Annotated in this window: 13 protein-coding genes; 3 read left to right on the top strand and 10 right to left on the bottom strand. The window is 46.1% G+C overall.

Going from position 1 to position 16,771, the window contains the following annotated elements; genetic code table 11:
• Positions 1–3: 3 nt before the first annotated feature.
• The 10 genes from GXP65_RS15470 to GXP65_RS15515 form a co-directional block, all read right to left on the bottom strand.
• Entirely contained in the window at positions 4–1,227 is a 1,224-nt protein-coding gene (locus GXP65_RS15470) for a type II secretion system F family protein (protein ID WP_162093183.1), read from the bottom strand.
• Between the two features lie 8 nt (positions 1,228–1,235).
• On the bottom strand, positions 1,236–2,960 hold the full coding sequence (locus GXP65_RS15475) for a GspE/PulE family protein (RefSeq protein WP_162093184.1): 1,725 nt from the start codon (positions 2,958–2,960) through the stop codon (positions 1,236–1,238).
• Entirely contained in the window at positions 2,957–4,054 is a 1,098-nt protein-coding gene (locus GXP65_RS15480) for a tetratricopeptide repeat protein (protein ID WP_162093185.1), read from the bottom strand. The genes GXP65_RS15475 and GXP65_RS15480 overlap by 4 nt, the downstream gene beginning before the upstream one ends.
• Positions 4,039–4,884, bottom strand: coding sequence for an AAA family ATPase (locus GXP65_RS15485; RefSeq protein WP_010648148.1), 846 nt, complete (start codon positions 4,882–4,884; stop codon positions 4,039–4,041). Before GXP65_RS15485 ends, GXP65_RS15480 begins: the two co-directional genes overlap by 16 nt.
• 42 nt (positions 4,885–4,926) lie before the next feature.
• On the bottom strand, positions 4,927–6,561 hold the full coding sequence (gene mshL / locus GXP65_RS15490; protein ID WP_162093186.1) for a pilus (MSHA type) biogenesis protein MshL: 1,635 nt from the start codon (positions 6,559–6,561) through the stop codon (positions 4,927–4,929).
• A 20-nt stretch (positions 6,562–6,581) separates the two neighbouring features.
• Positions 6,582–6,911, bottom strand: a complete 330-nt coding sequence (locus GXP65_RS15495; protein WP_043883545.1) for a hypothetical protein — start codon at positions 6,909–6,911, stop codon at positions 6,582–6,584.
• Positions 6,904–7,554: a type II secretion system protein GspM gene (gene gspM / locus GXP65_RS15500; protein WP_038891137.1), complete on the bottom strand. Its 651-nt coding sequence runs from the start codon at positions 7,552–7,554 to the stop codon at positions 6,904–6,906. Before gspM ends, GXP65_RS15495 begins: the two co-directional genes overlap by 8 nt.
• Positions 7,551–8,999 carry an MSHA biogenesis protein MshI gene (locus GXP65_RS15505; RefSeq protein ID WP_162093187.1) on the bottom strand — a complete coding sequence of 483 codons (1,449 nt, stop codon included), beginning with the start codon at positions 8,997–8,999 and terminating at the stop codon, positions 7,551–7,553. Before GXP65_RS15505 ends, gspM begins: the two co-directional genes overlap by 4 nt.
• Positions 9,000–9,010: 11 nt before the next feature.
• On the bottom strand, positions 9,011–11,020 hold the full coding sequence (gene csrD / locus GXP65_RS15510) for an RNase E specificity factor CsrD (RefSeq protein WP_162093188.1): 2,010 nt from the start codon (positions 11,018–11,020) through the stop codon (positions 9,011–9,013).
• Between the two features lie 247 nt (positions 11,021–11,267).
• Positions 11,268–11,822 carry a single-stranded DNA-binding protein gene (locus GXP65_RS15515; protein ID WP_162093189.1) on the bottom strand — a complete coding sequence of 185 codons (555 nt, stop codon included), beginning with the start codon at positions 11,820–11,822 and terminating at the stop codon, positions 11,268–11,270.
• 293 nt (positions 11,823–12,115) lie between these two features.
• Between GXP65_RS15515 and GXP65_RS15520 the strand changes: the two genes are divergently transcribed.
• From GXP65_RS15520 to uvrA, 3 genes are all read left to right on the top strand, one after another.
• Positions 12,116–12,760, top strand: coding sequence for a LuxR C-terminal-related transcriptional regulator (locus GXP65_RS15520; RefSeq protein WP_005432827.1), 645 nt, complete (start codon positions 12,116–12,118; stop codon positions 12,758–12,760).
• Between the two features lie 164 nt (positions 12,761–12,924).
• Positions 12,925–13,797, top strand: a complete 873-nt coding sequence (gene galU, locus GXP65_RS15525; protein WP_005432802.1) for a UTP--glucose-1-phosphate uridylyltransferase GalU — start codon at positions 12,925–12,927, stop codon at positions 13,795–13,797.
• 138 nt (positions 13,798–13,935) lie between these two features.
• Positions 13,936–16,758, top strand: a complete 2,823-nt coding sequence (gene uvrA / locus GXP65_RS15530) for an excinuclease ABC subunit UvrA (protein ID WP_162093190.1) — start codon at positions 13,936–13,938, stop codon at positions 16,756–16,758.
• Positions 16,759–16,771: the final 13 nt, after the last annotated feature.

Raw genomic sequence — 16,771 nt, forward strand, 5'->3', positions numbered from 1 at the left:
CCGTTAGCCGCCTTTGATGATGTCCAGCATCCCCCACATTGGCAGGAAGATACCGAGTGCCAACACCATAACCATGCCTGCTACAATGACCAAAAGTAACGGTTCTATTCGTGCAGTTAGGGTTTTTAAGTCGTAATCCACTTCACGGTCATAGAAGTCTGAGACCTCCAATAGCAGTTCATCAATACGACCAGTTTCTTCACCGACCGCAATCATCTGAATAACCAGAGGCGTAAAAATCTTACTGTTGATTGCCGTAACTGAAATGGTACTGCCCGCTTCAATCGCCGATTTCATTTCAAAAATTCGGTTCTCTAAGAACTTGTTACCTAGCGCTTCACCAGCCAGTGCCAATGACTGGTTTAGAGGCACACCGGATTTCAGCATCAACGAGAAGGTTCTTGAAAATCGAGAAAGCTGGGCACGGTTCACAATGTCACCAACAATAGGCAGCCTTAAACGCAGTTTGTCGAACTTCTCTCGACCGTCAGCGGTAGCTACCCAAGATCTGAAAAGAATAAACGCACCAATGATCGCGGCGATCAGCAAGCCCCAATAATTCACAAAGAAGTTCGACGTTGCGATCAAAATTCTGGTAGGCAGCGGTAACTCAACACCAAAGCGCGTAAACATGGAGGCAAACTCTGGGATAACCAGAATGTTCAAAATAAACATCGCGATGGTGATAAACACGATGACAAAAGTTGGATAGCGCATGGCTGCTTTGATGCGCTTACGCGTTTCCAGTTCTTGTTCGTAATAGTTTGCTAGCTGTAGCAAGGCTTGGTCTAGGCGACCCGTATTTTCCCCCACGTTGATCATCGAAACGAACAACGGGCTAAACACTTTGGTATGTGGTTGCATCGCGGAGGAAAGACCACGACCGTTACTCAATTCCGCTACAACTTCTTCAAGCGCTTCCTTAAGTTGCTTGTTTTCGCAGTTTTGCAGCAGGCCACGCATAGAGCGCAGCAATGGCACGCCAGCTTTGGTCAAGCTAAAAAGCTGACGTGAAAACAGAATAATCACTTCAAGCGGAATCGCAGGCACAAGTAACTTGGATAAGCTGACTTTGCTTTTGACCGCTTCTTTTTCTAAACGCAGGTTTAGAGGAATAATCCCCTTATTCATCAATGCTTCCGCTGCCGCTTCGGAATTCACCGCGTCGACTTTGCCACTGGCTGATGAGCCGTCTAAGGTGCGGCCTTGATAACGAAAAGTTGGCATTCACTTACCTACATGAAAATTGGGTCGGTTTTACCAGAAGCATCGCCCTCACCAAGAGCCATAACTTCATCCAAACTCACGGTGCCTTGCAGTGCAAGCTCCATAGCAGAAGCCAACAGAGGCTTATAGTTTTCTGAGCGGCGCGCCACTTGAGCAAAGCCTACAGCATCATTAGCACGCAGCTTGTCCATCATCTCATTTTCTAGCTCGAGCATTTCAAACACACCAACTCGGCCACGATAACCGGTCAGGTTACAGTTTTGACAACCTGCACCTTTGTGGAAAGTAGTGCCGATTTGATTTGGGAAGCGACCCGCAAGCCACTGCTGACGAGCCTCATCAAGCACATCCGTTGTTTTACAATCAGGACAGACACGACGAACAAGTCGTTGAGCTACGACGGCACGCACCGCACTCGCGACCAAGTAACCAGGCGCACCCATATCAATCATACGTAACGCACTGTCCACCGCATCGTTAGTGTGCAAGGTACTTAGTACTAAGTGACCAGTTAGTGCAGCACGGAGGCCAATCTCAACCGTTTCTTGGTCACGCATCTCACCGATAAGGATGATGTCTGGGTCTTGACGTAGGAAGGTACGTAGCACGCGAGAAAACGTTAGATCGATCTTACTGTTGATCTGAACCTGAGTAATGCGTGGTAAACGATATTCCACTGGATCTTCTGCGGTGATGATCTTCTTGCCCGGCACGTTTAATTCACTTAACGCACCATAAAGTGTGGTGGTTTTACCGGAGCCTGTCGGCCCCGTAACTAAGATCATTCCGTGTGGGCGAGAAAGCTGACGACGAAGACGAGCAAGTAACTCAGGTGGTAAACCGGAATCTTCAAGCTTACGCAAACCAGAAGATTGGTTTAGCAAACGCATTACCACTGATTCACCGTATTGCGTTGGCAAAGTCGACATACGAATATCGATCGATTGACCACGAACTTTGATATTGAATCGACCATCTTGAGGTAAGCGCTTTTCAGAGATATCGAGATGCGCCATTAATTTCAAGCGTAGTACCAATGCAGAAGCAATATTCACTTCGTTTAGAAGTGTCTCATGGAGTACACCATCGACACGTTGACGTAAACGCAGTACCTTGTCGTCTGGCTCAATATGAATATCCGACGCGCCAACTTGAACAGCATCCTCAAACATCGAGTTAACCAGTTTTACAACGGTAACTTCTTCGCTGTCGCCTTCATCAATGCCGTAATCAAAGCCTTCAACATCTTGGTGCTCAGCTTGCAGCTGTTCAGCAAACGACGCGATTTCTTTGGTTCGGCGATAATAGCGGTCAAAGCTTTCGACTAACTGGCGTTCAGGTGCAATGATAAATTCTAAATCGTACTCACCGAGCAAGTTCATCAATGATTCTTGCGTAAACAGGTCGGCAGGATCGCTCATAGCAACGCGCAGCGTGTCACCATTGCGAGCAACAACCATGGCACGTAGGCGGCGCGCATGCACCTCTGGCAAGATCTGCACAGCATCAGCATCAACAGGCGCACGGCTTAAATCGATCAATGGTAAGCCAAGTTGCTGAGACAAAAAGTCTAACATCTGCTTTTCACTGATAAAGCCAAGATCGATAAGAGCGTCGCCCAACTTTTGTCCGGTGCTATGCTGAGCACTCAGGGCTTGCTGGACCTGATCTTCAGAGACAATACCCTCTTCAACCAATAGGTCGCCTAAGCGTTTTCTCAACTGAATTTTCATTGTGCGTTCTCCAGTTGCTTTAAAATATTCAAGCGGTCACGAATAAATGCCTGAGACTGATTCGAAATACCGACTTTGCCCAACGCCTTTTGGTAAGACGCAATAGCCGGAGTAAAGGCAAGTGCTCGCTCTTGTTGAATGGCTAAACCAAGCCACCAGCGCGCATTTTCTGGCTCACGCTGAGTCAATAGTTGATAGCTTTCTAGGGCAATGTCATTTTGTTTCTGCTTTTGAGCAAGTGCGGCTCGCATCGCTAAATAGTCGCGGCTTGGTGTTGGCGGCAAATGCACTAATGGGCTCAATGCGGCTTCTGGCTGATCTGCTTTTACCAGTAGTTTGGATAGCGCTAGACGTAAAGGCTGATTGTTCGGGTCCAGAGAAATGCCTGTTTGCAGAATCTCATAGGCTTTTCGTGTATCGCCTTTACCGAAATACAACGCCGCAAGCTTTTGGCGAGCTTCAAGGTTAGTCGGTTGGTAGCGAAGCGCTTCACCAAATGCAGATAATGCGGTTTTCATGTCATTGGCATCCATCGCTTTATCTGCACGGGCCAATGCCTTTTCGGCGAGCTGTTGATGCGTGAGTTCAACCTGCTCAATACGCATTGAACTTTCATGAGAAACGTTCGCAGTTCGGCTGACGCCGTTATTTAAGCTAGCCAGTAAAATAGGCTGCTCTGGAGCAGTGCTTAGTTCTCTTCGCGAAGCAAAATCATCCACTTCTGGTGCGGGTTCCACGACAGGTAATTGCACTGTGACTTTAGGCTTCTCTATTCTTTGCGTGTAAACCACATTATCTAATTGAGGCGTCACCTTATTCGTCGGAGAGTGACTTACTGCAACCACTGGTGATGCTTCTGCAGCAATGTGATTTACCGAAGCGTCTGAAGTTAAAGGTACTTCTTCTATCGACGTAGGGCCTTGAGAAACCGCCCAACCTCCGACGGCTAAGCTTAAAGAAAAGCCTCCCACCAGCCACAGCCATGGCTTGCTTCGAGTAATACTTGGAATTTCCGCCCGAGTTAACTCTGAAGGCGACTCTTTTTCAGCAAGTTCTGATAATGCTTTATTGATGGCACTCAAGGTTGGCTCCATCCCCAAAATCTGGGAGTTTTAAACTTAGGTTTACGCGCATCGAAGGTGTCATGCATTGCTACGTAAACGTGTTGATTCTTTAATAACGTGCAACGGTCATTGAACGCAGTGAGCAGGGCTTTGTGACTGATTTGGTTGATCAACCTCGGGATGCCCATCGCAGAACGCCAAATCGCTTTCTTCTGCTCAATCGAAAAAATATGCGCGCCGTTGCCAGCTTTGTCTAAACGGTTGTTGATATAAGCTACCCCCTCTTCAATCGAGAGAGGCCGGAGCTGACAACTAAACGTAATTCGCTGACGGAACTGACGTAGCTCGTGGGTTTCAAGTCGCTCATCCAGTTCCGGCTGACCAAACAACACCAGTTGAATCAACTTGTCTTGCTCGGTCTCCAAGTTGCCAAATAGGCGCAGCGTTTCTAAAGCTTCGGATGACAAAGCTTGTGCCTCGTCGACAATCAGTACCGTCTTTTTTCCCAAACTATGAATTTGGATCAAACGCTCCTGAATCAGTGAGACGACTTTGAGTGGGTCGGTATCTTCAATACCTAACTCTCGTGCAACCGCAAACTGTAACTGCTCGCCATTTAGTACAGGGTTAGGTAAGTAAACGAGTTCAACTTCAGATTCGACTTGCTCAATCAGCTTACGACAAACCATGGTTTTGCCCGTGCCGACCTCGCCAGTCACTTTAATCACCCCCTCACCCATTTTGACCGCAGCCATTATGGTTTGAATAGCCTCGTAGTGAGGTACTAACCCAAGAAACATTTCTGTATTTGGGGTCAGTGAGAAAGGCTGAACTCGAAATCCAAAATGCGACAAGTACATAGTCGAATCACAGAACCACGTTTACGACACTCCCAACGCTGATTACTCAGCGTCAGGGAACCACTCTTGTAGCAAATCACGTGAACGCTCTAGCTCTTTCTGCCATGTGTTCACGCCAACAACGGTTGGTTTCAGCAAAATAACCAGCTCTGTTTTTTGCGTCACATTATTGATGTTACGGAACAAATTACCCAGCGCAGGTACATCACCTAGGAAAGGCACTTTCGATACTTGCTCTAGGTTTTGCTGCTTCATCAAACCACCAATCACAACCACATCACCATCTTTGGCACGGATCACCGAGTCAGACTCACGAATGGAGCTTTTCGCCAGTGGTAACTGAATGTTTTGGAAATCACCACCAAGGTTTAGCTGTTTAATCTCTTCTTCTACTTCAATAACCGCAGGGTGAACGTGTAGGAACACGTTGCCTTTGTTATCGATTTGCGGCGTTACATCCAGAGAAATACCAGAGAAGAAAGGCGTCAGTTCGACTTCAGGAACAGCATTCGAGTTCTCACCGTTACCAGCGTTACTAGAAAGCTCAGTTACGAAGTACTCATCAGTACCCACCTTGATGACGGACTTCTGGTTGTTTGCTGCGGTAATACGCGGGCTAGAGAGCACATTCAAATCACCTTGCGTCGCCATAAAGTTCATCACAGCTTTAAAGTTACCATCGGAGAAGGTGACGTTCGTTTGTCCACCTAGAAGAGTACCAATAGCGTCTAGAGGCAGAGTCACTGGATTACGATCAACCACAATACTGCCCGAGTTACCGATGGAGGCAGACATATTTGACCAATTGATACCTTGTTGATAGCCGTCGCTCAATGTTACTTCTAAGATCTTCGCTTCGAGTATTACTTGACGCTGCATGCGCTCTTGCGACACACCAAGGAACTCACGAACTTCGCGGATCTCATCAGGGAAAGCACGTACAGTAATCACACCAGCTTGCGGTGTAACAACAACGCTTTGACCTTTGCCTGAACCAATCAGGTTAGCAACCGCCTGCTGCAGCATTGGCCAGAAATCACTTTCAGTAATGGTCTCAATACGAGTACCGCCGGTTGATGTCGTAGAGCCATCACCATTATTGTTGTTTGAGTCTGATGAGTCAGAATCATCAGAACCGCCACCAGAATTAGAGGTACCAGCCGACGTTACAGAGCCAGTGACGATACTTGTCAATGAACGACCAGAACGCTTGAACTGAAGGTAATCCACAGGAATCGTCACGGTACGCATACCAGCAGGGTAAACTTGAATCACTTTACCTGACTTCACTACGTCATAGCCGTACATGTTCTGCACAACATTCAGTACTTCATCTAATGTGACATCAGAAAGGTCAACGGTGATGTTACCTTGCACCGCAGGATGGATTGCCACACTGTATTCTGTACCTTTCACTAAAGAAGCAAAGAAGCTACGCGCCTCAACCGCGTTAGCTTGAACTCGAAAACGCTTCAAAGTCCCTTCTTTTGAAGACACGTTTGAGTCTAGATTCGGCATAAGATCGGCTTGCACAGAAGACGGGATATCTTCTAGTGCACGACTGTTTGCTTCATTGATAGATTCATTAAGTACTTGCTTCACTTCTACCGGGTCACGGTGACCCATAGAACAACCCATTAAGGAAGCAATCACGATTCCTACAACTAATTTGCGCATATCTGATCAGGCTCTGGTTATTATTTTTTTACGTTTAAACCAAAAAGCTCTAGTTTCCACTGACGGTCACCACGCTTTAAAGTTACAAATTCACTGTTGATGCTCGCTACTCGGTAGCCATTGAGTTTTGCCCCAGGCTCAACAATTCGGTTATTTAAAATTGCCACACATGATGTGCTTGGTTTGCACACGATGCTGTTTAATGTTGGCAAGCGATGCTGTTTCGCTTTTGGCTTCGCTTGCTCCGCCGCAGGCTTAGTCCACCCCAAAGGTGCCGTTGGGTCTTGGCTCGCCAAACTGCTACTCGCAACCGCCGCAAAAGCTAAAGAGATAATGAGTTTCTTAACCACCAATAAACTCCTCTCGTGAACCTAGGGTATACACTTCCAGTACAAGTTTTGCTTTAGGGTAATCTTCTACGTTGTAACTAAAGCTACGCCAGTAGTAACTTGCTGGTAAGCCTTCTAATTTCGTCAGGTAGTTCGCAATCGAAAAGTAATCGCCCGTCAGCTCCATGCGCACAGGGTGCACGTAATAGCCCGAGTATTGCGATGCTTCTTTGTCTTCTGTTATCGGCTCAGCTGGTAAAGTCTGTAGCGATACCAAGTGAATCCCGCTTTGCTGCTCTAACACACTTTCGAGCAAGCTCGCCATTTGTGAAGGTGTAATCAAGTGCTCAATGATTTCAGAAAGCTGCATTGATAGATGCTGGCTTTCGGTCAGCAGTTGAGAGATGGCTTGATCAATTTCGGCATTCGGATCTTTCTTGAGCTGAGCTTGAATACGCAATATCTCAATTTCCGTCTGCTGATTAGTCAGTTTCGAATTACGTAACTGTTTATCGTTGCTATTTACTTCATTCAGTTTTGGCTCTAGCACCAAGGTAAACAGCAGCATGACGACCGTGACAAGACCACACAAGGCAATCAATACCTTTTCGCGTGCGCTCATCTCATCAAAACGCTCTTCTAAAGAGGACCAAAATTCGTTCATTTCTCTTTGTCTCCACGCGTCTTCAATTCAAAGGTCACAATGTTGTCTTCGTTACGACCAATCTTCACATCATCAAAAGTACGTCCAACAAGACTAATTTCATTCTTAAATTGGCTCACCCAGTTAGGCACCGCACTTGGCGATCTTGCCAAGCCTTTGAGATCTAAAGTGGTATTGTCGATACGAATGGTAGAAAGAGAAATGTTGTTGCTGCCCAACTTAGCAAGAGACTGCATCACACCAGAGTACCCTGTGCGCTGCGAGTCATCGTATTTGCCGACGGCTTTGAGTGAGTCACGCTTCGCTTTCACTTCGCGTTCCAAACGTGCTTTCGCCGCCAATTTGTTGGTATCTGGTTGGTGCTTGCGAAGCTTAGCCTGTTGATGTTGCAACTCAGACTTCATAATGTCACCACGGCTTTTCACGATTTTAATTTCATCTTCGACGCCTCGGCTTTGCCAAGTAACATAGCCATAAGAGATAAAGATAAATGAAGCAGCAACACCCCAAGATATAGCAACATTTTTAAGTGTTAACAGGTTCTTCTTCGGTTTAAGGAAGTCTGGATAAAGGTTGACGCGTCGAGCACTCGCTGTAGCCGCCGCGGTGTCCGCCAATACATGACCTGATAGCTCATGCTCTTCTGCTAGCAGAGGAGACACCTTGGTGCTTAGACGGTAATTGAGTGATTCAACCAGCTCTTTCTCGTCTTCGTCATCACAACACACTTTCAATTGATGTAACTGGACATGACGCAGTTGAGAAGAGAGGTAATCTATCGATCGTTGCAGTTCCAGTGACAAACTGTCCATTTGTAAGTCACTTGAAGGTACACCTGTTAATGGTGGCGTCACACTGCGAATGGAACGATGAAATGCAATGGTGTGCTCAACGAATGCGCTAATACGGAAGTGACCGCGCGCACTGCGTTGTAGAAGTAGGAAGTTGCCTAATTCACCCGAAGTGTCACCCCAGATGTCATCTTCAGGAATGATAGATTCAAGTGTAAGTTGTACTCGGTTGGCAAGCAGTACAATCTTGTCGAGGATTTTGCGCGACAACACATATGCTTGAACTTTATTTGAGTTAGGCAGTTCTACGGCATCAGCAATAATGTCGATAGCACGTTCAGAAATAAGCTCTTTTAACAAGAACGGCAACGCCGAAGGCCACTCGTTTCGTGGCATTGCTGGCTTGTCGATTTGGTACATCTGGTAATAGTTGTGAGAAAGCACAACCGCCAACGAGTCGTAAGAGCTGGCAGCAACACTTAGCGCTTGCTCACAAGCGCGCTCCCAATTTGATTCTGTGATTTCAAATTTGGACGGTCGACTGCTTTTCGTTGGTGATGATAAATAAACTGCGTCTGGCTGAATGACCAAAAAGCACTTACGACCACCAACCGATGACCGCTTGAGCTTATCGAGTACTGCTTTAAAATCCATGATTATTATCTTTATTTTTTTCGCCAGCGATTTCGTCGTCCCAATTTCACTTGAGAGTCCGCTTGAGAAATAATGGTTGGCTTGGATCTAGGTAGATACTGCTCTTCTGGAGAGAAATAACGTCCCTGCCCGCCATGAACCCCTAATTCGTTCAGGGTGTTCAATTCGTGCTTATTCTCAATTCCCACTGCTATTATTTTTGTTTTGCTGTTTGCGGCCGCACCCAACATACTGCGGACAAACAACTGGTTCTCATGTCTCTGATCGATTTTAGTTACCAAACTGCGATGGAGCTTAAGGTAACGAATGTCCACTTCTTTTAGATAATGGGTACTGACGATCGTGCGTCCAGCTTGCCCAATCATGACGTGACACTCTAAACCGGCCAGCATTTTAGCGACTGGTCGCATAAAGTCTAAGTGTCTTACAAATTGTGCTTCGACAAACTCAAAAGTGAGACACTTTCTTTGCTCTCGTGACAACTGTAAGAGTTCATCACGGAACCATTTGAAATATTCTCGTTGCCCAAAAGGCACAACATGTAAGTTAAGTACATAGCAATTAGAGCTATCAAAGCTATGTTTAAAGTCTTTTAAGAATTTATTAACCACTGCGCGGTCCATCTGCGCTTCATAACCGACTTGTCGAACGGCAGAAATAAAGCGAGAAGCTTTAACAATGCCATTTTCCGGATCACGAATCCGACATGTTAACTCTTCGTGCAAAGGTTTTTTATGCGCCACATCACTTATTAGATAGGCGGATTGTGCGTAGAGTATCACATTTTCAGCTGTGAGTGCTGAATCAAATAGCGTACGCCATCTCACACTGCCTCGTGCTTCCTCGTCGTGATTCCACTTCTTAAAGCGGCTCCAGTTGTTGTTATTTTGCAACTGGGCACTGCGCAATGCAGTCTCTGCTTCATCAATGATTTGACTATGACGTTCACCCTCTTTGTACATAGTGATACCGATATGGCACCAATTGTCAGCATCCAACGGATAAGGAGGGTGGAGTTTTTCTAGCTGGCGAATACATTGAGAAGCTAAGTTCGCCACGTCTTTGCCCGATTGATGAGGCAAAAACAATGCAAAGTCTGCATTGTAGTAACGGGAAAACACCGCATCTGGGTAACGCTGTACAAGGTTAGAAAGTAAGCTACCAACTTCAACAATAAACTCGTCGCAAGTTTGCTTATCTTGCTCTTCTTCAACGGATTTCCAATCTTGAATGCGGATCAGCATCACTGAGCCACGAGCACCACTTTCTAACAAAGCAGATTCAAGCTTGCTATCAAACAGCACACGATTTGCAGTACCAGTGAGCTTATCAAGAAAGGTTTGAGTACGAATAAAGGTATCAAAGCGGCTGCGCTCTTGGCGCGCATCTTGAAGCTCTTCGATCAATACATCTAGCGCTTCACTGGCTGTATATGGCCATTCTCGCTCATCGCCTTTGGCGTATTGTTCGACTCGCCCTGCTAGGATCATGCGTCCACGCTCTTCAAGCATTTCCGATCCCGCAAGTTGCTCTTTGAGCCACTTAACACCACGCATCAAACAGAAAATGATCAGAACGACGGCAAGCGTGATTGACCACAATGCCTGCATCGAGTAGCCGTAGCCTAAATAAGGAGGGATCGCTTTAAAATAGATGACGTAGTCTTGGTTGTGAGTGAGTTGGTACTCATGCTCAAACAACACCGAGCTATCCATCTTATGAGAAGTATCTTTGAAACGGTAAACAACGGCGTTATTCGTCGACAACGTCATTTCGACAATGTTACTCGCCTGCAGCATCTTCGGCATCCAGCGCTGCATCGAATAGGCTGCGTCTGGGTCTTCCATCTCTTTATCAACTACTTCAACGATCCCTTCCAAATAATGGTTGAGATACTCTTGTCCTAGTCGTTTGAAAGAGAGGGTGCCACCGACAAACAAGATAAACATTGCGCATATAACGATCATAGTGACAAAGGCCACCAGCCGCGTGCTTAGCTTAAGAGTTGGGGTATACCTCATGAATACCAAATTCCTTTTCTATTCATCATATACCTTATTGAAATATTTATACTTGATAAGCCTTCACTAGACAATCGCATTCGCGTGAATGTGAGAAGCTGAGGCGGAAAGAAACAAGACATCATTCGTGATTTGAGAGTTACTGTCTTTTAATTACAATTTGAAATGATTGAGCCCGTGATACAAGCACGAAGATAATAAAAAAGCCGCGAAATTCGCGGCCTTTTAAATTCAATACTCAGTCGACTCAGAACGGAATATCGTCGTCGAAATCCATTGGTGGCTCGTTGTATTGCTGCTGAGGTTGCTGCGGAGCCTGTTGCTGTTGCTGTTGCTGTTGCTGTTGCTGAGGAGCATTGTATTGCTGCTGAGCTGGTTGTTGAGGTTGACCCCAACCACCTTGTTGCTGCTGTTGAGGCTGACCACCACCCATTGGTGCGCCACCTTGAGCACGGCCACCAAGCATTTGCATTACGCCATTGAAGCCTTGAACAACCACTTCTGTTGAGTAGCGGTCTTGGCCACTTTGGTCTTGCCATTTACGAGTTTGAAGTTGACCTTCAACGTAAACTTGAGAACCTTTACGTAGGTACTCGCCTGCTACTTCAGCAAGTTTGCCGAACAGCACAACACGGTGCCATTCTGTTTTTTCGCGCTGTTCGCCAGTCGCTTTATCACGCCATGACTCAGAAGTTGCAATCGTGATGTTTGCTACTGCACCGCCATTAGGCATGTAACGAATTTCAGGGTCGTTACCTAGATTCCCCACCAAAATAACTTTGTTAATTCCACGGCTGGCCATGATGTGCTCCGTTTCACTCTGGATCTATATAAAATTTTAGCGCATAAGAATACACGCTTTGATGTTTTGATTAAAGCCTAATCCCCATTGTGTTCTGAGGCAACGTATTGTGGAATCGAAATCTCACTTCAAGCTCAAGGCGTAGCATTTTTGATTCGTTTTGCAGACATCGTTTCGTGAACCTTTGAATCTCAACGCATTTCTCCTCCCTTTCTATAGCTCTGAGTGATGATTGATGCCAACGTATCCGCGTTTTCGAACTCAAGAAACTTTACTCAAGGAGATTAAGGCGCGTGAAAAAATCGGCTTATGCGAGAAAACTTTTTCTAATCAGCATGGAAGAGGATGCAGGGAAAAAGGTCGAAGCTCTGGAGAAGTATACAGATATCGACATCCCCGTCATTTCGACCCAAGCACTAATGGAAGCAAACCCGAAGCACCGCAATAAAATCTTGCTTATCGACTTCAGTGAGCACAAAGAGTTGGTTCTATCGATAAAAAACCTTCCCCTGATTTGGAAGAATTTCGAAACAGTCGTGTTCAACGTTCCTAAACGTTTGACGACAGATGAGCTATTGGCGTTTGGTCAATTGAAAGGCATCTTCTATGAAGAGAGTTCTCTTGAGCAGATTGGCGAAGGGTTAAAGGAAATCATTAATGGTCAAAACTGGCTGCCTCGTAATGTCACCAGTCAACTTCTCCATTATTATCGTAACGTCATTAGTACCCACACCGCTCCTGCCACCGTCGATTTGACCATTCGTGAACTGCAAGTACTTCGCTGCCTGCAAGCTGGCGCATCAAACAATCAAATGGCCGAAGAGTTATTCGTGAGCGAATTCACTATCAAGTCTCACCTGTATCAGATTTTTAAGAAGCTTTCGGTCAAAAACCGTGTACAAGCGATTGCTTGGGCTGACCAAAACCTGATGTCATAAAACAATGATGAGCAACACAAATTTTGTAAAAGTGGTGATTGCTCATGCTTCTTTAGGCTCCGATTCTCATATTTTTTCCTACTTAATTCATGATTCATATGCACCTCTCGTGTTAAAGTGATGCCCAGATTCTTGATTAAATAATGAGAAAGGATATTCCCCCAATGATTAAAAAATGTCTGTTCCCTGCAGCGGGCTACGGTACGCGCTTCCTCCCTGCGACCAAGTCTATGCCTAAAGAAATGATGCCTGTAGTGAACAAGCCACTGATTGAATACGGTGTTGAAGAAGCGATCCAAGCAGGCATGAACGGCATGTGTATCGTGACTGGCCGTGGTAAACACTCAATCATGGACCACTTCGATAAAAACTACGAATTGGAACACCAAATCAGCGGTACAAACAAAGAAGAACTGTTGGTTGATATCCGTGAAATCATTGACTCTGCAAACTTTACCTACATTCGCCAGCGTGAGATGAAAGGTCTAGGCCATGCGATCCTAACTGGTCGCGAACTTGTAGGTGATGAACCATTTGCTGTGGTACTTGCAGATGATCTTTGTGTGAACGAACAAGAAGGCGTACTGGCTCAAATGGTAGCGCTATTCAAACAGTTCCGTTGCTCAATCGTTGCAGTTCAAGAAGTACCAGAAGAAGAAACTCACAAATACGGCGTTATCTCTGGTGAGATGATCAAAGATGACATCTACCGCGTAGATGACATGGTTGAGAAACCAGAGAAAGGTACCGCGCCAAGCAACCTAGCAATCATTGGTCGCTACATCCTGACTCCAGATATTTTCGAGCTGATCGAAAACACGGAACCGGGTAAAGGTGGCGAAATCCAAATCACTGACGCACTACTTAAGCAAGCAAAAGCAGGCTGTGTGTTGGCATACAAATTCAAAGGCCAACGTTTCGACTGTGGTAGCGTAGAAGGCTACATCGAAGCAACAAACTACTGCTTCGAAAACCTATACCTAAAAGATGAAAAGAAGTCTGAGCTAGGCAAACACGCTACGAAGAAAGAAGCGTAACCAACTCGAACTTATTGATTAGAAAGCCCAGCTTAATGCTGGGCTTTTTGTTTACTGTTTTTTTGTCCAGTATTTTCTTTGCACATTTCTCACACTATGTAATACTTGCGTCACTTGGTTATACATAGAGCAAAAACGATGGATAAAATAGAAGTTCGTGGTGCCCGCACCCATAACCTCAAAGACATCAACCTCACTATCCCCCGCGATAAACTGATTGTCATTACTGGTTTGAGTGGTTCTGGTAAATCCTCTCTCGCATTCGATACTTTGTATGCTGAAGGTCAAAGACGTTACGTCGAATCCTTATCAGCTTACGCACGCCAGTTTTTGTCTCTTATGGAAAAACCAGATGTTGACCACATCGAAGGTTTGTCTCCTGCGATCTCGATTGAGCAGAAATCAACATCACACAACCCACGTTCTACCGTCGGTACCATTACCGAGGTATACGATTACCTGCGTCTACTTTACGCTCGCGTTGGTGAGCCTCGTTGTCCGACGCACCATACGCCTCTAGCCGCTCAAACCATCAGCCAGATGGTCGATAAAGTCTTAGAGTTGCCAGAAGGCAGCAAAATGATGCTACTTGCTCCTATCGTGAAAGAGCGTAAGGGTGAGCACGTTAAGACTTTAGAGAACCTTGCTGCTCAAGGTTTCATCCGCGCACGCATCGATGGCGAAACTTGCGATCTTTCTGATCCACCGCCGTTAGAACTGCACAAGAAACACACTATTGAAGTGGTTGTGGACCGCTTTAAAGTTCGCCCAGATTTGCAGCAACGTTTGGCTGAATCCTTCGAAACCACGCTAGAGCTTTCTGGTGGTATTGCGGTTGTGGCACCAATGGACGGCGACGGCGAAGAGGTGATCTTCTCAGCTAACTTTGCTTGCCCTATTTGTGGCTACAGCATGCAAGAACTTGAGCCTCGTTTGTTCTCATTCAACAACCCAGCAGGTGCGTGTGGCACTTGTGATGGTTTGGGCGTGCAGCAATATTTTGATCCAAGCCGAGTTATTCAAGATGAAACTCTGAGTTTGGCACAAGGTGCGATTCGAGGTTGGGATCAAAAGAACTACTATTATTTCCAGATGCTGACTGCGCTGGCAGATCATTACGGCTTCGATCTTCACGCACCATTTAACGCTCTACCAAAGAAAATCCAAGACATCATTCTTAAAGGATCGGGGCGTACTGAAGTAGAGTTCAAGTACATTAACGATCGTGGTGACATTCGCGTTAAGCGCCATCCTTTTGAAGGAATCCTGAATACACTTGAACGCCGTTACCGCGACACTGAATCTAACTCGGTACGTGAAGAGCTCGCGAAATACATCTCTACCAAGTCTTGTTCAAGCTGTGGCGGTACTCGTCTGCGCCTTGAAGCTCGTAACGTCTTTATCGCCGATACGACACTACCGGAGATTGTTGAACTCAGCATCGCCGACGCTTTAGAATTCTTCCACTCTTTGAAGCTCGAAGGCCAACGCGCCCAAATCGCTGAAAAAGTGATGAAGGAAATCAACGACCGCCTGCAATTCTTAGTTAACGTTGGTTTGAACTACCTCAACTTATCACGCAGCGCGGAAACCTTATCAGGCGGTGAAGCTCAACGTATTCGTTTAGCGAGCCAAATTGGTGCGGGTCTAGTAGGTGTTATGTACGTACTGGATGAGCCATCAATTGGTCTCCACCAGCGTGATAACGAACGTCTATTGAAAACTCTGACTCACCTAAGAGATTTAGGTAACACGGTATTAGTGGTTGAGCACGATGAAGATGCGATTCGTTGTGCCGATCACGTGATCGATATCGGTCCAGGTGCCGGTGTACACGGTGGTAACGTGGTCGCCGAAGGTACGATGGACGAGATCATTGCCAATCCGAACTCATTGACTGGTCAGTACCTCAGTGGCGCGAAAGAGATTGCGGTACCAAAAGAGCGTACACCACGCGATCCAAAGAAAACCGTTGAATTAGTTGGCGCGACAGGTAACAACTTAAAGAATGTCGACCTTTCCGTTCCTGTTGGCTTGTTCAGTTGTATTACCGGTGTATCCGGCTCAGGTAAGTCGACTCTGATCAACGATACCTTCTTTAAGATTGCTCATACCCAGTTGAACGGCGCAACAACGGCGCAACCTTCACCATATAAAGCGATCAAAGGTTTAGAGCACTTCGATAAAGTTATCGACATTGACCAAAGCCCTATCGGTCGTACGCCACGCTCAAACCCAGCCACTTACACGGGAATCTTTACTCCGATTCGTGAACTGTTTGCTGGCACGCAAGAGTCGCGCTCTCGCGGTTACAAACCGGGGCGCTTTAGCTTTAATGTACGCGGAGGTCGCTGTGAAGCGTGTCAGGGTGATGGTGTAATCAAGGTAGAAATGCACTTCTTACCTGACGTTTACGTTCCTTGTGATGTGTGTAAAGGTAAACGCTACAACCGCGAAACACTTGAAGTACGTTACAAAGGCAAGACCATTGATGAAGTATTGGAAATGACGGTAGAAGATGCACGTACTTTCTTCGATCCAGTACCTGCGATTGCTCGTAAGCTGCAAACTCTGATGGATGTAGGTTTGTCTTACATTCGCTTAGGTCAAGCGGCAACTACGCTGTCAGGTGGTGAAGCTCAGCGTGTGAAACTGGCTCGAGAGCTGTCTAAGCGTGATACTGGTAAAACCTTATACATTTTGGATGAGCCGACAACCGGTCTGCACTTCCACGATATCCAACAGCTACTAACTGTACTGCACCGTCTGCGCGACCACGGAAATACCGTTGTCGTCATCGAGCATAACCTCGATGTCATTAAGACGGCAGACTGGATTATCGACTTAGGCCCTGAAGGTGGACAAGGCGGCGGTGAAATCATTGCACAAGGAACCCCTGAAGATGTGTCTCAGATCGAAGGTTCACACACAGCTCGCTTCCTTAAGCCTATGTTGAAGTAGAAAAAACAGGTAA

Origin of the sequence: Vibrio sp. LB10LO1 (genome assembly GCF_010092875.1) — a bacterium.
GTDB classification, from domain to species: Bacteria; Pseudomonadota; Gammaproteobacteria; order Enterobacterales; family Vibrionaceae; genus Vibrio; species Vibrio campbellii.